At 62.6% G+C, this 12,817-nt stretch carries 12 protein-coding genes; 9 read left to right on the plus strand and 3 right to left on the minus strand.

Translation table 11 applies throughout. The features are described 5' to 3' along the window. Nucleotides 1-7: 7 nt before the first annotated feature. The 3 genes from AC0J5Z_RS17115 to AC0J5Z_RS17125 are packed head-to-tail and all read left to right on the plus strand — an operon-like array spanning nucleotide 8 to nucleotide 3,863. The gene (locus AC0J5Z_RS17115; protein ID WP_475034567.1) at nucleotides 8-1,624 is read left to right on the plus strand and encodes an LCP family protein; all 1,617 of its coding nucleotides are present in this window, start codon (nucleotides 8-10) and stop codon (nucleotides 1,622-1,624) included. Nucleotides 1,625-1,673: 49 nt separating this feature from the next. Further along, nucleotides 1,674-2,924, plus strand: coding sequence for a mannose-6-phosphate isomerase, class I (manA, locus tag AC0J5Z_RS17120; protein ID WP_475034569.1), 1,251 nt, complete (start codon nucleotides 1,674-1,676; stop codon nucleotides 2,922-2,924). A gap of 3 nt (nucleotides 2,925-2,927) precedes the next feature. Then, on the plus strand, nucleotides 2,928-3,863 hold the full coding sequence (locus AC0J5Z_RS17125) for a lipid II:glycine glycyltransferase FemX (protein WP_475034573.1): 936 nt from the start codon (nucleotides 2,928-2,930) through the stop codon (nucleotides 3,861-3,863). Nucleotides 3,864-4,168: 305 nt separating this feature from the next. On the opposite strand, the gene glpX is transcribed toward AC0J5Z_RS17125, so the two are convergent. Further along, nucleotides 4,169-5,191: a class II fructose-bisphosphatase gene (gene glpX, locus AC0J5Z_RS17130; RefSeq protein ID WP_017198677.1), complete on the minus strand. Its 1,023-nt coding sequence runs from the start codon at nucleotides 5,189-5,191 to the stop codon at nucleotides 4,169-4,171. Nucleotides 5,192-5,390: 199 nt separating this feature from the next. On the opposite strand from glpX, the gene AC0J5Z_RS17135 reads away from it, so the two are divergent. The 5 genes from AC0J5Z_RS17135 (at nucleotide 5,391) to AC0J5Z_RS17155 (ending at nucleotide 10,822) form a co-directional block, all read left to right on the plus strand. Then, complete coding sequence (locus AC0J5Z_RS17135; protein ID WP_475034575.1) at nucleotides 5,391-6,092, plus strand: DUF4245 domain-containing protein; 702 nt, start codon at nucleotides 5,391-5,393, stop codon at nucleotides 6,090-6,092. A 69-nt stretch (nucleotides 6,093-6,161) separates the two neighbouring features. Beyond that, nucleotides 6,162-6,776 (plus strand): carbonic anhydrase, encoded by a 615-nt coding sequence (locus AC0J5Z_RS17140; RefSeq protein WP_011774029.1) that lies wholly within the window; start codon nucleotides 6,162-6,164, stop codon nucleotides 6,774-6,776. An 87-nt stretch (nucleotides 6,777-6,863) separates the two neighbouring features. Further along, nucleotides 6,864-8,291: a class II fumarate hydratase gene (locus AC0J5Z_RS17145; protein ID WP_475034577.1), complete on the plus strand. Its 1,428-nt coding sequence runs from the start codon at nucleotides 6,864-6,866 to the stop codon at nucleotides 8,289-8,291. 171 nt (nucleotides 8,292-8,462) lie between these two features. Then, nucleotides 8,463-9,149 carry a TetR/AcrR family transcriptional regulator gene (locus tag AC0J5Z_RS17150; RefSeq protein WP_475034579.1) on the plus strand — a complete coding sequence of 229 codons (687 nt, stop codon included), beginning with the start codon at nucleotides 8,463-8,465 and terminating at the stop codon, nucleotides 9,147-9,149. Next, entirely contained in the window at nucleotides 9,146-10,822 is a 1,677-nt protein-coding gene (locus AC0J5Z_RS17155) for an MDR family MFS transporter (RefSeq protein ID WP_475034583.1), read from the plus strand. Before AC0J5Z_RS17150 ends, AC0J5Z_RS17155 begins: the two co-directional genes overlap by 4 nt. Before the next feature lie 2 nt (nucleotides 10,823-10,824). Here AC0J5Z_RS17155 and AC0J5Z_RS17160 read toward each other — a convergent pair whose 3' ends face one another. Together AC0J5Z_RS17160 and AC0J5Z_RS17165 are read right to left on the minus strand one after the other, a co-directional pair. Next, the gene (locus AC0J5Z_RS17160; protein ID WP_475034587.1) at nucleotides 10,825-11,301 is read right to left on the minus strand and encodes an NUDIX hydrolase; all 477 of its coding nucleotides are present in this window, start codon (nucleotides 11,299-11,301) and stop codon (nucleotides 10,825-10,827) included. A 131-nt stretch (nucleotides 11,302-11,432) separates the two neighbouring features. Continuing rightward, on the minus strand, nucleotides 11,433-11,984 hold the full coding sequence (locus tag AC0J5Z_RS17165; protein ID WP_475034590.1) for a prepilin peptidase: 552 nt from the start codon (nucleotides 11,982-11,984) through the stop codon (nucleotides 11,433-11,435). 61 nt (nucleotides 11,985-12,045) lie between these two features. Between AC0J5Z_RS17165 and AC0J5Z_RS17170 the strand changes: the two genes are divergently transcribed. Beyond that, nucleotides 12,046-12,807 (plus strand): hypothetical protein, encoded by a 762-nt coding sequence (locus AC0J5Z_RS17170; RefSeq protein WP_475034593.1) that lies wholly within the window; start codon nucleotides 12,046-12,048, stop codon nucleotides 12,805-12,807. The last annotated feature ends 10 nt before the right edge of the window (nucleotides 12,808-12,817 follow it).

A 12,817-nucleotide genomic window follows, 5' to 3' on the forward strand; every position in this document is an offset into this window, starting at 1 on the left:
GATAACCATGCACAAGCCCCCGAGTCAGCCCGGTTCCGCCCTGACTGATCCCGTCCGCTATCCGTCCGGCGCAAGCGCTCCGGTGCGGACCAAACGCGCCTTCGTGCTGGTCCTCCTCACTCTTTTCGTTCCCGGTAGCGCCCAAATCGTTGCCGGGGACCGCAAACTTGGCCGCATCGCTTTGCGGGTCACCATCACTGTGTGGGCTCTTGCCTTGCTCACGCTGTTCATAGCCTTGGTGAACCGGACGATGCTGCTCAGCATTGTCACCCACCCCGTGGGATCGTTGTTCATCATCGTGATCCTCGTGGCGTTGGCCTTGGGCTGGGCCTTCCTGTTCCTCAATACCCTGAGGATCATCAGGCCCGCACTCCTGGCACCGGGAATGCGGCCCATCATCGCCGTTGTCCTGGCGATAACCACTGTCCTTGCCAGCGGATCGCTGGGGTACCTCGCCTACGTCCTGAACGTGAGCCGCAATGCGATCGGCAGTATCTTCAATGCCGGTCCCGCCATTGATCCGGTGGACGGGCGCTACAACTTCCTCATGATGGGTGGCGACGCCGGAGACGACAGGACCGGCCGCCGCCCGGACAGCCTCTCGGTCATCAGCGTCGACGCCAAAACGGGCGAGAGCGCCATCATCTCCGTCCCCCGCAACCTTCAGAACGCGCAGTTCAGCGAGGGCTCGCCCATGCGCGAGATCTACCCCGATGGCTACAACTGCGGCGACGAATGCCTCATCAACGCTGTCAACACCGAGGTCACCAACAACCACCAGGATCTCTATCCCGGGGTTGCGGATCCCGGAGCGCAGGCCACTCTCGAAGCGGTGTCAGGCACTCTGGGCATCACCGTCCAAGCGTACGTCCTGGTGGACATGGACGGTTTCGCCAAGCTCATCGATGCCATGGGCGGCATCCGTATCAAAGCCGGTGGCTGGGTACCCATCAGTGGTCCCGTCACTGACGAGGCCAACGGAATTCACGGCATGCCTGATGGCTGGATCCCGGCCGGCGACCAGCATTTGAATGGCTTCCAGGCCCTTTGGTACGGACGTTCCCGCGAATTCGTGGATGACTACGCCCGCATCGCTCGACAGCAGTGCGTCCAGCAGGCCATGCTCAAGCAGTTGGACCCTGCCACGCTTCTCACCAAGTTCGAGGACATCGCCAACGCCGGCACCAAGGTGGTTGACTCCAACATTTCTTCGAACCAGCTGGGCAGCTTTGTGGACCTCGCCCTGAAGTCCAAGAACCAGCCTGTCAAGCGCCTTACTATCGGCCCCCCGGACTTTGACGCGTCCTTCTCCACGGTGCCTGACTTTGACCTGATCCATTCCAAGGTCCAGGAAGTGCTGGCTTCGTCCAACTCCCCCAAGGCGAGTGACGCCGTCGTTTCCTATGATGGAGCCGCTGGCGGAGCCATCATGGCCGCTGGTCCGGTTGCCGGGTCTGTTACCGCGGGTCAGCTGCCGTCGCCGTCGGCCGATTTCACACCGGTGACCACCACACCGGACGGCACCCCGATCACCATCGAATTGTTGAATGGCCTCAAGGCCCAAGGCGATGAGCAAGGCATCCGTGACCTCGTGGCCACCAACGGACAGTGCGCACCGCTGTAAGCCGCCTCCGCCCACCGCACGTTCAGCGCAACGATAAGGACTTTCTTTCGTGTACCAGATTGAGAATGTTTTGCGACCCTACGCGTGGGGTTCGACGACGGCGATCGCCGGCTTGCTTGGTCGGCCGGCATCAGGTGGTCCCGAAGCCGAAATGTGGATCGGAGCCCACCCGGACTCCCCCTCCACAGCCGTCCACCCCAACGGGGTCACCCAGCCCTTGGACGCGTTGATCGCCTCGGATCCCCTCCGCTGCCTGGGCCGGGAAAGCGTCGCCGAATTCGGCCCACGGCTGCCGTTCCTCACCAAGCTCCTGGCCGCAGAGCAGCCGCTGTCCTTGCAGGTGCACCCCAGCCTTGACCAAGCTCGGGAGGGATTCGCAAGGGAGAACGCGGCCGGCATTCCCGCCGATGCAGCAGACCGCAACTACCGGGATGACAACCACAAGCCGGAGATGATCTTTGCCCTCACTCCGTTCAAGGCACTGTGTGGTTTCCGTTCACCTGCTTCGTCCAAGGTCATCTTTGAGCACCTGGCACACGTCCTTGATTCTGCAGCAGTCGATATGCCGGACGTCATCAACGGCGTCATCTCAGATCTCGGACAGCCCGATGAGCCTGCGGCCCTGAAGTCCGCATTCAGCCGACTCATCCAGGGTGGCACCGACGTCTCCGACGCAATCAACGAGGTAGTCGCTGTCCTGGCCGCCGGCGCACCGCTGGAGCCGCACCGCGAAGCCTTGACCGCAATGCTGGACATCAACGAGGCTTTCCCCGGTGATCCGGGCGTCCTCATTTCGCTTCTTCTCAACCACCTGTCCCTGGAGCCCGGCGACGTAGTTTACCTGCCGGCCGGCAACGTCCACGCCTACCTCCACGGATTGGGCGTGGAGGTCATGGCGTCCTCGGACAATGTTCTCCGCGGCGGGCTGACGCCCAAGCACGTGGACGTTCCGGAGCTGCTGAAGACCGTGCGTTTCGAAGCACTCGGCGTGCCCCGCGTCGAGGCGAGCGGGACCGAATTCGGGCAGGAACTGTATCGCCCGCCTTTCAAGGAATTCCAACTGCAGCGCATTGAGCTTGGCCCTGGCGCCGAGCCGGTACCGCTGGCGCAGACCGGACCCGCCGTCGTCGTGGTGGTGTCAGGTTCGGTGATGCTCGATTCCCCCAAGAGCGACCTCCGGCTGCAGCGGGGCGCCGCCGCGTTCATCCCCGACATCGAGGCCCCCGTGAACGTCCACCCCGTGCAGGGCGCCACGGACACCAGCATTGCCTTCGCGGTGACCACCGGGCTGGGGAACTGATTTATGGAGTTTTTCCTGCAAACGCCCGCATGGGCGGCTGTCCAGCGTTCCCTGGGACGCCGTGTCCATGAGCAGTCCGGTCCGGGCTGGAGTTTCCTCGCCGTCGAGGAGAAAAACCCGGCCGGCAAGGTCATTTATGCACCCTACGGCCCCGTCGCGGAGTCCGTGGAAGCTTTCGACGCCGCCACCGCAGCCCTGGTGGATCTAGCCAAGGCGGAGCGTGCGGTGTTCGTGCGGATGGAGCCCGCTGCCGCAGGGTTTACAGCGTCCGACGCCGATGCTCTCCTTCGCGCCCGCGGCTTGCGGCCGGCGCCGGTCAACCAGCAGCCGGAGCTCAGCTGGATCGTGGATCTTGAGGGGGATTTCAAAGACGTCCTTGCTGGCATGAAACCGACCAACAGGAACCTCTACCGGAACATCCACAAGAAGGGCGTGACATTCCGCGCCTCCCAGGATCCCGCCGATATCTCGGTGCTCCTGCATTTCCTCCACCTGACAGCAGCCCGGAACGGCTTCAAGCCCCAAAGCGACGAGTACCTCACCCAAGTAGCTGCGTCCCTGCTGCCCAACGGCGCTGGAACGCTGTTTATCGCGGAGCTTGAGGGCGAACCCATCGCCGCTGCTTTCGCCTATGACTCCGCTGACACTCGTGTGTACGCCCACGCGGCCTTGGACGACACCCATCGCAAACTCAGCGCGGGCATCCCCCTCTTGGTAACCCTGATGGCCGACGCCAAGGAAAAGGGCCTCAAACACGTGGACCTCTGGGGAGTGGCACCGGAAGACCAGCCGGACCACAAATGGGCGGGCTTCACCGCGTTCAAAAAGTCATTCGGAGGCCGCGAAGTCTCCTACCCCGGCACATGGGACCTCCCGGTCAACAAGCTCCGCTACGGCGCCTACCAACTGGCACGGAAGCTCCGCGACAAACTCCGCTAGACCCGCTCACCGAGTCAACACAAGGAACCCGTACCGCCCTGCCCACTTTGAGGCGGGCTACTCCGCGCCACGCCGCAGGTCACGGCGTGTCGGCAGGGTTCCCAAGTCAAAGTAGGTGGTGACGGCACACCCCCCGCCCTGCCCACTCCAAAACAGCGCGAAGCCGGAAGCCGCGGCACCAACGGAATCCAGACAGCAAAGAGCGCCCTATCGCGTCAGCGGCATCAAATCGACGAGGTACGAGGAGATAGCCGCAGAGCGATGGGGCGCTCTTTGCGGCCAAAGCCGCGTTGCGCCGGGGAGACTTACGGCTTGCGCGCGTACGTCTCCCACTTGGATGCGTGGTGCTCAGCCTCTACGAAGCGGACCGTCCCGGACTTGGAGCGCATCACGATGGACTGCGTCATGACGCGATCCTTCTGGTAGCGCACGCCGTGGAGGAGGTCGCCGTCCGTGATGCCGGTTGCTGCGAAGTAGCAGTTGTCCGAGGTGACGAGGTCGTTGGTGGAGAGGACGCGGTCGAGGTCGTGCCCGGCGTCGATGGCCTTCTGCTTCTCTTCGTCCGAGGTCGGCCACAGGCGGCCCTGGATAACACCGCCGAGCGACTTGATGGCACAGGCTGCAACGATGCCTTCCGGGGTACCGCCGATGCCCATGAGGGCGTCAACGCCGGTGCCGGAGCGTGCTGCGGCGATGGCGCCGGCGACGTCGCCGTCCATGATGAACTTGGTGCGGGCACCGGCTTCGCGGATTTCTTCCACGAGGGGGCGGTGGCGGTCGCGGTCCAGGATCATGACGTTGAGCTGGTTGACCTTGACGCCCTTGGCTTTGGCGATGAGGTGCAGGTTCTGCTTGACGGGGAGGCGCAGGTCCACCATGTCCGCGGCTTCGGGGCCGGTAACGAGCTTCTCCATGTAGAACACAGCGGAGGGGTCGAACATGGATCCGCGCTCAGCAACTGCCAACACTGCGAGGGCGTTGTTGATGCCCAGGGCAGTCAGGCGCGTTCCATCGATGGGGTCCACGGCGACGTCGCACTCGGGACCGGTGCCGTCACCAACCTGCTCGCCGTTGAACAGCATGGGGGCTTCATCTTTTTCGCCTTCACCGATGACCACGACGCCGTTGAAGTGGACGGTGTGAAGGAACGAACGCATGGCATCGACGGCAGCACCGTCTGCCTTGTTTTTGTCGCCGAAACCTACCCAGTGGCCACCGGCAATTGCCGCGGCTTCGGTGACACGGACGAGTTCAAGCGCAAGGTTGCGGTCGGGTTCGTCGAGGCCGACGGCGAGCGACGGCGAAATCGTGGAATACTGCTGGGTCATTGGTGCAGGAGACACTTGAACCTCTTCTTCGAGTGACGATTCACGGGACCGGACATGGTTGCACGGAGCAACCCGGGGTTCCTCTACCAACGATCATAGTCGCCGCGTAGTCCGGGAGTCGTTGGATGACCACCGCCCGCAATACCGGTGGTGAGGTTCCGGTTGTGTGTTCCCTGCCGGGATAAGGGATCATGGACAGGTGAGTGAAACGCAGGACAAGCCAACAGCAGAGAACCCACCTAATGCTGCAGCGGCTAACCAAAACGATGCCCAGGCAGTCCCGGATGCCCCCTATAAACCCGTCATTGCGGCGAAAGCTGCCAAGCGGGCCAACGCTTCGGTCATCGGCATGGTCATTGCGCTGCTTGTCTGCGTACTGGCTTTCCTCCCCATCGTTTTGATGAACCCCGCTCCCAAGGGCGAGGGTTTCAGACCTGATGTTGACGTGGCGGCCATCGCCCGCAATGCCACAGGTGTGGCGGGATTCACACCGGTTACCCCGGATACGGGCGACACATTCAAGCCCAACTACGCCCGCTGGGAGTCCGGCACCGGAAGCGGCGTCCCTACTTGGGAGGTCGGTTTCCTGACTCCCAAGGAAAATTTCATTGGCCTCACCCAGACCAACCAGGCGAACCCCACGTGGGTCTTGCAGCAGACGGAGAACCTTCCCGTCACCGGCACGCGCAACGCGGGCGGCCAGGAATGGGAGCTCCGGGACTCAGGCAAAGAAAAGCGAAGCATGGTCCTCGAGTACCGCGGTACCACGCTTATCCTGAGTGGCACCGCAAACCTGGATGAGTTCGCAACGTTGGCTGCCGCCGTCGTGAAATCTGCAGAGCAGGCGCCAATTGCAAGCGCACCGGCTACTGCGACTGCTTCCGCGCAGCCGTCCTCCTAGCCCGGCTCTCCTCCTAACCGGGCGCAACAGTTTTACGGACTGCCACGTCCGCGTCGTAAAGTAAGGCTCGTGCCTACATACCTGACTCCAGCCCTGGCGTGGCGCCGTCTCCGCGAGGGCAACGAACGTTTTGTTTCCGGCGAATCCCTGCACCCCAACCAGGACGCTTCGCGACGATCTTCACTCATCGAAAACCAGAACCCCTTTGCCGTGATCTTCGGATGCTCGGATTCACGGCTCGCTGCAGAAATCATCTTTGACTTGGGTCTCGGTGACGCCTTCGTGGTGCGCACTGCCGGCCAGGTCATTGATGACGCAGTCCTGGGCTCCCTCGAGTACAGCATCAGCGAACTCCGGGTTCCGCTGATCGTCATTCTTGGCCATGACAGCTGTGGAGCTGTCAAGGCCACCAAGGCAGCCGTCGAAACGGGCGAGATGCCTCCGGGCTTCATCCGCGACCTCGTGGAGCGCATCACCCCGTCAGTCCTGACGGCCAAGCGCAATAGCCAGGAGGACGTCAACGACATGGTGGTGGAACACGTCAAGCAAACTGCGGCTCGCCTGGCTGACAGCTCCCGTGTGATTTCCGACGCCATCGACGACGGCCGCGTTGCCGTCATCGGTCTGTCGTACAAGCTCGACGAAGGCCGTGCGGCCCTCGTTTCCGGGATCGGCAAGCTCTAGGAAGACGTGCTCCGGCCCCAGCGCCGGAGCACGTAGCACTCCTCTCCGGGTTTTCTGTGAAGCGTCCAATCGCCCTAAGCTAGCCCCATGACTTCCACCACTGAGTTCCGTATTGAACATGACACGATGGGCGAAGTTCGCGTCCCCGTGAACGCCCTGTACCGCGCCCAGACGCAGCGTGCTGTGGAGAACTTCCCGATCTCCGGCAAGACGCTTGAGCGCACCCACATCGAGGCTCTTGCCCGCGTCAAGAAGGCCGCTGCCCTTGCGAATGCCGAACTGGGGGTGCTCGATGGTGAGCTCGCCGAGGCTATCGCCGCAGCTGCCGATGAGGTGGCGACCGGTAAGTACGACGGCGACTTCCCGATTGACGTTTTCCAGACCGGCTCGGGCACTTCCTCCAACATGAACACCAACGAGGTCATCGCCGAGCTCGCATCGCGTGCCCTCGCGGCCGCCGGGAGTGACAAAGTTGTCCACCCGAACGACCATGTGAACGCGTCACAGTCCTCCAACGATGTCTTCCCGACGTCCGTGCACGTGGCAGCCACCTCGGCCCTGATCAATGACCTGATCCCGGCGCTCGAGTACCTGGCCGCTTCCCTCGACCGCAAGGCCGTGGAGTTCAAGGACGTCGTCAAGTCCGGCCGTACCCACCTCATGGACGCCACGCCGGTAATGCTCGGCCAGGAGTTCGGCGGGTACGCTGCGCAGGTCCGGTACGGCATCGAGCGCATCAACGCAGCACTCCCCCGCGTTGCCGAAGTTCCCCTGGGTGGCACCGCTGTTGGTACCGGCATCAACACCCCGGCCGGCTTCCCGGAGCGCGTCATCGAACTGCTCGCCGCCGACACCGGCCTGCCGCTGACCGAGGCACGCGACCACTTCGAGGCCCAAGCTAACCGCGACGGCCTCATCGAAGGTTCCAGCCAGCTGCGCAACATCGCGATCTCCTTCATGAAGATCAACAACGACCTCCGCTGGATGGGATCCGGCCCCAACACGGGCCTCGGCGAAATCGCCATCCCGGATCTTCAGCCGGGCTCCTCGATTATGCCGGGCAAGGTCAACCCGGTCATCTGCGAAGCGTCCATCATGGTCTGCGCCCAGGTCATCGGCAACGACACCGCAATCGCATGGTCTGGAACCAACGGCGCCTTCGAACTCAACGTGGGCATCCCCGTCATGGCTGCCAACCTCCTTGAGTCCATCCGCCTGCTGTCCAACACCAGCCGCGTCATGGCCGACAAGATGATCGACGGCATCACCGCCAACGTTGAGCGCGCACGCTTCCTTGCCGAGGCTTCACCGTCCATCGTCACCCCGCTGAACAAGTTCATCGGTTACGAGAACGCGGCCAAGATCGCCAAAATCGCCGTCAAGGAGGGCCTGACCATCCGCCAGGCCACCGAGAAGCTTGGCTTCGTCGGCGAGGGCGAAGGCAAGGTCAGCGAGGCAGAGCTCGACAAGGCCCTGGACGTCACTACCATGACCTCCCCGGCTCACAAGAACTAAAACTCAAAGCACGACGACGGCCGGTACCTTTCGCACGAAAGGTACCGGCCGTCGTCGTACCCGGAAGTTTGTCCGGTAGACGCCCTTGGGACCCTTCTTAAGGTCACCAGCTGTCCAAGAACCAGGGGGAATTTTTTGCACTTTTCTATTAAGAGTGCAAAACTTTACTATGTGAGCAATAGTGCAAATACTGATGGTGGCCTCCGCGAGCGCAAGCGGGCTGCCACGCGGACGGCGATCACCGCCGTCGCCCGTTCCATGACCGCGGCGCAAGGCCTGGGCGGCTTCACAGTTGAGGAAGTCTGCGAAGAGGCGGGGATTTCGCGCCGGACTTTCTTCAACTACTTCCATTCCAAGGAAGACGCCGTGATCGGTTCGTTCTCGGATGAGTTGCCTGAAGAGGCCTTGGAGGCATTCAACCAGAACCCTTCCCGCACGCCGGACAGCATCTCCGGGACTCTCCTGGCAGCCCTGCACGTGCTCACCGTGACCCTGATGGAGCGTTCGTCCATCAGTCGTACCGAGGTCCAACAGTTCATCGCTGCCATTACGGCTGAACCACAACTTCTGGCACGGCTCACCCTCGAGGGGGAGGCCCGCGAACGACAATTCGCCGCGCTGGTGGCCGCCCGTGAAGGGCTGGACCCCGGGCACCCCGAAGTCATAACGGCAACGGTGGTGTTCGGGGCAGTCTCAAAGAAGACAGCACAGCAGTTCTTCTCGGAGGACAATACGAGCCCCTACCGCGGGATCCTCGAACAGAACCTCACCGCCGCACGGAAACTCTTTGCCCAGCCGCTGGCTACGAACCGCCAACTGGGCCCCAACCCCCTTGAAACCTCGAAGGACCCCGCATGAGTACACTCTCGAAGGCAGCAGAGCCCTTGCTGCTGACCCAGAAGCGCATCTGGATCATCTTCTCGGCGCTGATCGCAGGCATGCTCCTGTCCAGCCTCGACCAGACCATCGTCTCCACTGCCATGCCTACCATCGTGGGCAAGCTGGGCGGAGTGGAGCACCAGGCGTGGATCACCACGGCATATCTCCTCGCCACCACCATCGTGATGCCCATTTACGGCAAATTCGGTGACATCCTGGGGCGTCGCAACCTGTTCCTCGTGGCCATCGCCCTGTTTACGCTCGCGTCCGTGGGCTGCGCGTTTGCTACGGACTTCTGGGGCTTCGTGATCTTCCGCGCCATCCAGGGCCTCGGCGGCGGCGGCCTCATGATCCTCTCGCAGGCCATCATCGCTGACATCGTTCCCGCCAAAGAGCGAGGCAAATACATGGGCCCGCTGGGCGCCATCTTCGGCCTTTCCGCCGTGGCCGGACCTCTGCTGGGTGGGTTCTTCGTGGACCACCTCACCTGGGAATGGGCTTTCTACATCAACATCCCCATTGGCATCGCTGCGTTCATCACTGCCTGGTTCACCCTGACGCTGCCCAACAAGAAGGCAGAGAAGAAGATCGACATCCTTGGTGTCCTGTTCCTCTCCGCTGCCACCACGTGCCTCATCTTCTTCACCGACTTTGGTGGCAAGAAGGACGAAGGCTGGGATTCACCCCTTACGTGGGCGTTTGGCGCCGGGATGGTCCTGGCGGCCTTTGCCTTCGTGATCGTTGAACGTCGCGCCGAGGACCCCATCATTCCGCTGAGCCTGTTCAGGAACCCCATCTTCATCAACGCAACGGCCATCGGCTTCACGTTGGGCCTCGGCATGTTCGCTGCCATTGCCTTCGTTCCCACGTTCCTGCAGATGTCCTCCGGGACTTCCGCAGCTGAATCCGGCCTGCTGATGCTGCCCATGATGGTGGGCCTGATGGGTACGTCCATCTACTCCGGTATCCGCATTTCCAAGACCGGCAAGTACAAGATGTACCCCATCCTGGGTGCAGCGCTCACCATCGCTGCGATGCTGTGGCTGACCACGCTCACGGCGGCCACCCCCATCTGGGTCATCTGCGTGCAGCTCTTCATCTTCGGCGCGGGCTTGGGACTGATCATGCAGGTCATCGTCCTGGTAGTGCAGAACTCCGTGCCCGCTGACCAGATTGGTACGGCTACCAGCACCAACAACTACTTCCGTGAGGTAGGGGCATCACTGGGTGTCGCCGTCTTTGGAGCAATCTTCACCAACCGCTTGGCCGAGTCACTTACCGAGGCGTTCACAGGTGCCGGAGCCTCTGCCGAGCAGGCTTCACAGTCCACCAGCACTCTGGATCCCCAGGCCTTGGCGCAGATGCCCGAACAGTTGCGTGATGCGATCGTCAACGCCTATGCCAACTCGCTGGCGCCCGTCTTCTGGTACCTGGTGCCGTTCATCGCTATCGCATTGATCCTGGCCATCACATTGAAGCAGATCCCGCTCTCAGACACCGCCGGCATGGTGGCGCGCGGCGAGGCTGTGGGTGGCGAAGAGGCGGACAGGCTTGAGGCCGAGCGCCTCGAGACTGCGCGACTGGAAGCGGAGCTGGCCGGTTCGGATGGCGTCGAAATGGATCGCCCAACGGCCGATGCGGGCAGAATGTAGCGTTAGTCCTCCACCTGGTACGCCACGGGGCCTTCGGGCTCCGTGGCAAGCCTGATGGCCTCAAGGTTTCCGGCGCTCATCTCCGGAAGGTCATCCAGCGCGAACCATCCGACAGCCAGTGATTCGTCATCGTTGACCCGGGCTTCTCCCGAGACGTATCGGCAGCGGAACGTGATGTCCAGGAAGTCGCACACGTCGCCATTGGGGAAGGTCACTGGACCTACAACTCCGACGCCGATGATGCGCTCAGTCTCGGCCACCACCGCTGTTTCCTCGAAGATTTCCCGCACGAGCCCGGGTGCAGGATGTTCCCCGGGCTCCAGCATTCCTGTGATGAGTGCCCAGTGCCCGTTGTCGGCACGCTGCCCCAACAACACCCTGCCTTCGTCATCGAACACCACTCCTCGCACAGCGGGCAGCCATAGGGGGTCGTTGCCGATCTTTTCCCGCAGTTTGAGCACGAATTCGGGTGCACCCATGGTGTCAGCTTTCCTTCAATTCGATGGTCGCGTGATCCGAACACTCGCTGGGCTAAGCATGACGCAGTCCGGTGAACGCCGAGAATACGGACAGCGTTGCAATTTGGCCGCAGTTGGCACTGGTGGAAGTTTCACGCCGGCAGGATCACCATGGCGGCTGCCGTTCCCACCAGCATGAACGGGCCAAACGGAATAGCCGAACGCAGCGTGCCTCGCCGGGCCACCAACATGCCCAGGCTCCACAGCCCGCCTAAAAGGAACGCAGCGAACGTCCCGGCAAAGACGTGGCTCCACCCCAAGTAGCCCAAATAGAGGCCCAGCACCCCGGCCAGCTTGACGTCGCCAAAGCCCATCCCGGGTGGATGAACGAGCCGGAGTATGAAGTAGAACAGCCAGAGCACGGCACCGCCGGCAATAACCCCCAGACCGGGGACACCAAAGAGCACAGCCGCCGGTGCACCTTCCAGGGCTGAATCAGCGAAGTACACCACTAGTGCCGCAGCCAGCAGCAGCACTCCAGCCACTGCGTAGGAAGGGAACACAATTCGGTTCGGCAGCAGGTGGCTCCGGATGTCTATGACCGTGAGACGCACTGCCATCACCACGAAGTACAGGCACGCTGCCACCACGAGCCAAAAGCCCAGGGGGCAGTCGGTCCAGAGGTCTGAGAGTCGTCGGATCACCTTCGGATGCTATCCCGCTTTGGCCGTCCGGCCTGCTTAAACGCTTGGGTAAACTGTGGATATGGGGCGCTACAGTGCAGCTGGACCGGGTTTTGACTTGTCCTCCACATTCCGCAATCTTTGCCGCTCTTCGCCGTGGAAGTGGACCAGCCTCCGCTTTGAGTACCTCGAACGGCCCGCCTCCGGCGCCGCCATGGTCCGGGCATGGCTCAGGCGCCCGGGTGCCCTCCGCCTTGAGACGCCGGACGGCCTGCTTTTGCACAGCACCACCGGCATCAACGACTCCAGGGCCGATCTTTACGTCAGTGCCACCCGGCGTTCGTGGCTACTTCCGGCTCACCTTGTGACTCCGGTTTATGACGACGCCGGCCTGGTCCGCCGTCGACCCGAAGCCGCGTACGGTGAGCCCTCCTTTGGCAATGGTCGCCTTGCCGCCGCCCTCGATCCCGTGGAGCTTGCCGGCAACGCGCCAGTCCCCCTGGAGTTTCCGGACACCAACCGGGTCTTCCTGGAGCAACCCCGCGAGGTGGACCATGAGGGCGGCCTCGCTTTGGAAACCATCGTTACCCCAAGCCGGACTTACGTCCCCTCAGACCCGGATGCACCCTTGGCACACACCGGCCGGACGTTGATCAGGATCGATGTCGGCACAGGTGTTTGCGTGGCCAGCCAGAGCCTTGACGGCGACTCCGCGGGCAAGGGCCACTGGCTCAAGATCCTTGCAGTGGACGAGTACATGCTGGACGATCTTTTCCTGGCGGAATCGATGAATCTCACAGACGTCCGCCGCCACATCCCGTGGGACATCGGCCCTGCCGCCTGAGCGGCGGCTC

The sequence above is a fragment of the Paenarthrobacter sp. TRD_SC_7 genome (genome assembly GCF_056156245.1).

Coding starts and splice junctions, on each gene's coding strand:
- AC0J5Z_RS17115 (WP_475034567.1), top strand. CDS start 8: ATGCACAAGCCCCCGAGTCAGCCCGGTTCCGCCCTGACTGATCCCGTC.
- AC0J5Z_RS17125 (WP_475034573.1), top strand. CDS start 2,928: ATGGAGTTTTTCCTGCAAACGCCCGCATGGGCGGCTGTCCAGCGTTCC.
- glpX (WP_017198677.1), bottom strand. CDS start 5,191: ATGACCCAGCAGTATTCCACGATTTCGCCGTCGCTCGCCGTCGGCCTC.
- AC0J5Z_RS17145 (WP_475034577.1), top strand. CDS start 6,864: ATGACTTCCACCACTGAGTTCCGTATTGAACATGACACGATGGGCGAA.
- AC0J5Z_RS17155 (WP_475034583.1), top strand. CDS start 9,146: ATGAGTACACTCTCGAAGGCAGCAGAGCCCTTGCTGCTGACCCAGAAG.
- AC0J5Z_RS17160 (WP_475034587.1), bottom strand. CDS start 11,301: ATGGGTGCACCCGAATTCGTGCTCAAACTGCGGGAAAAGATCGGCAAC.
- AC0J5Z_RS17170 (WP_475034593.1), top strand. CDS start 12,046: ATGGGGCGCTACAGTGCAGCTGGACCGGGTTTTGACTTGTCCTCCACA.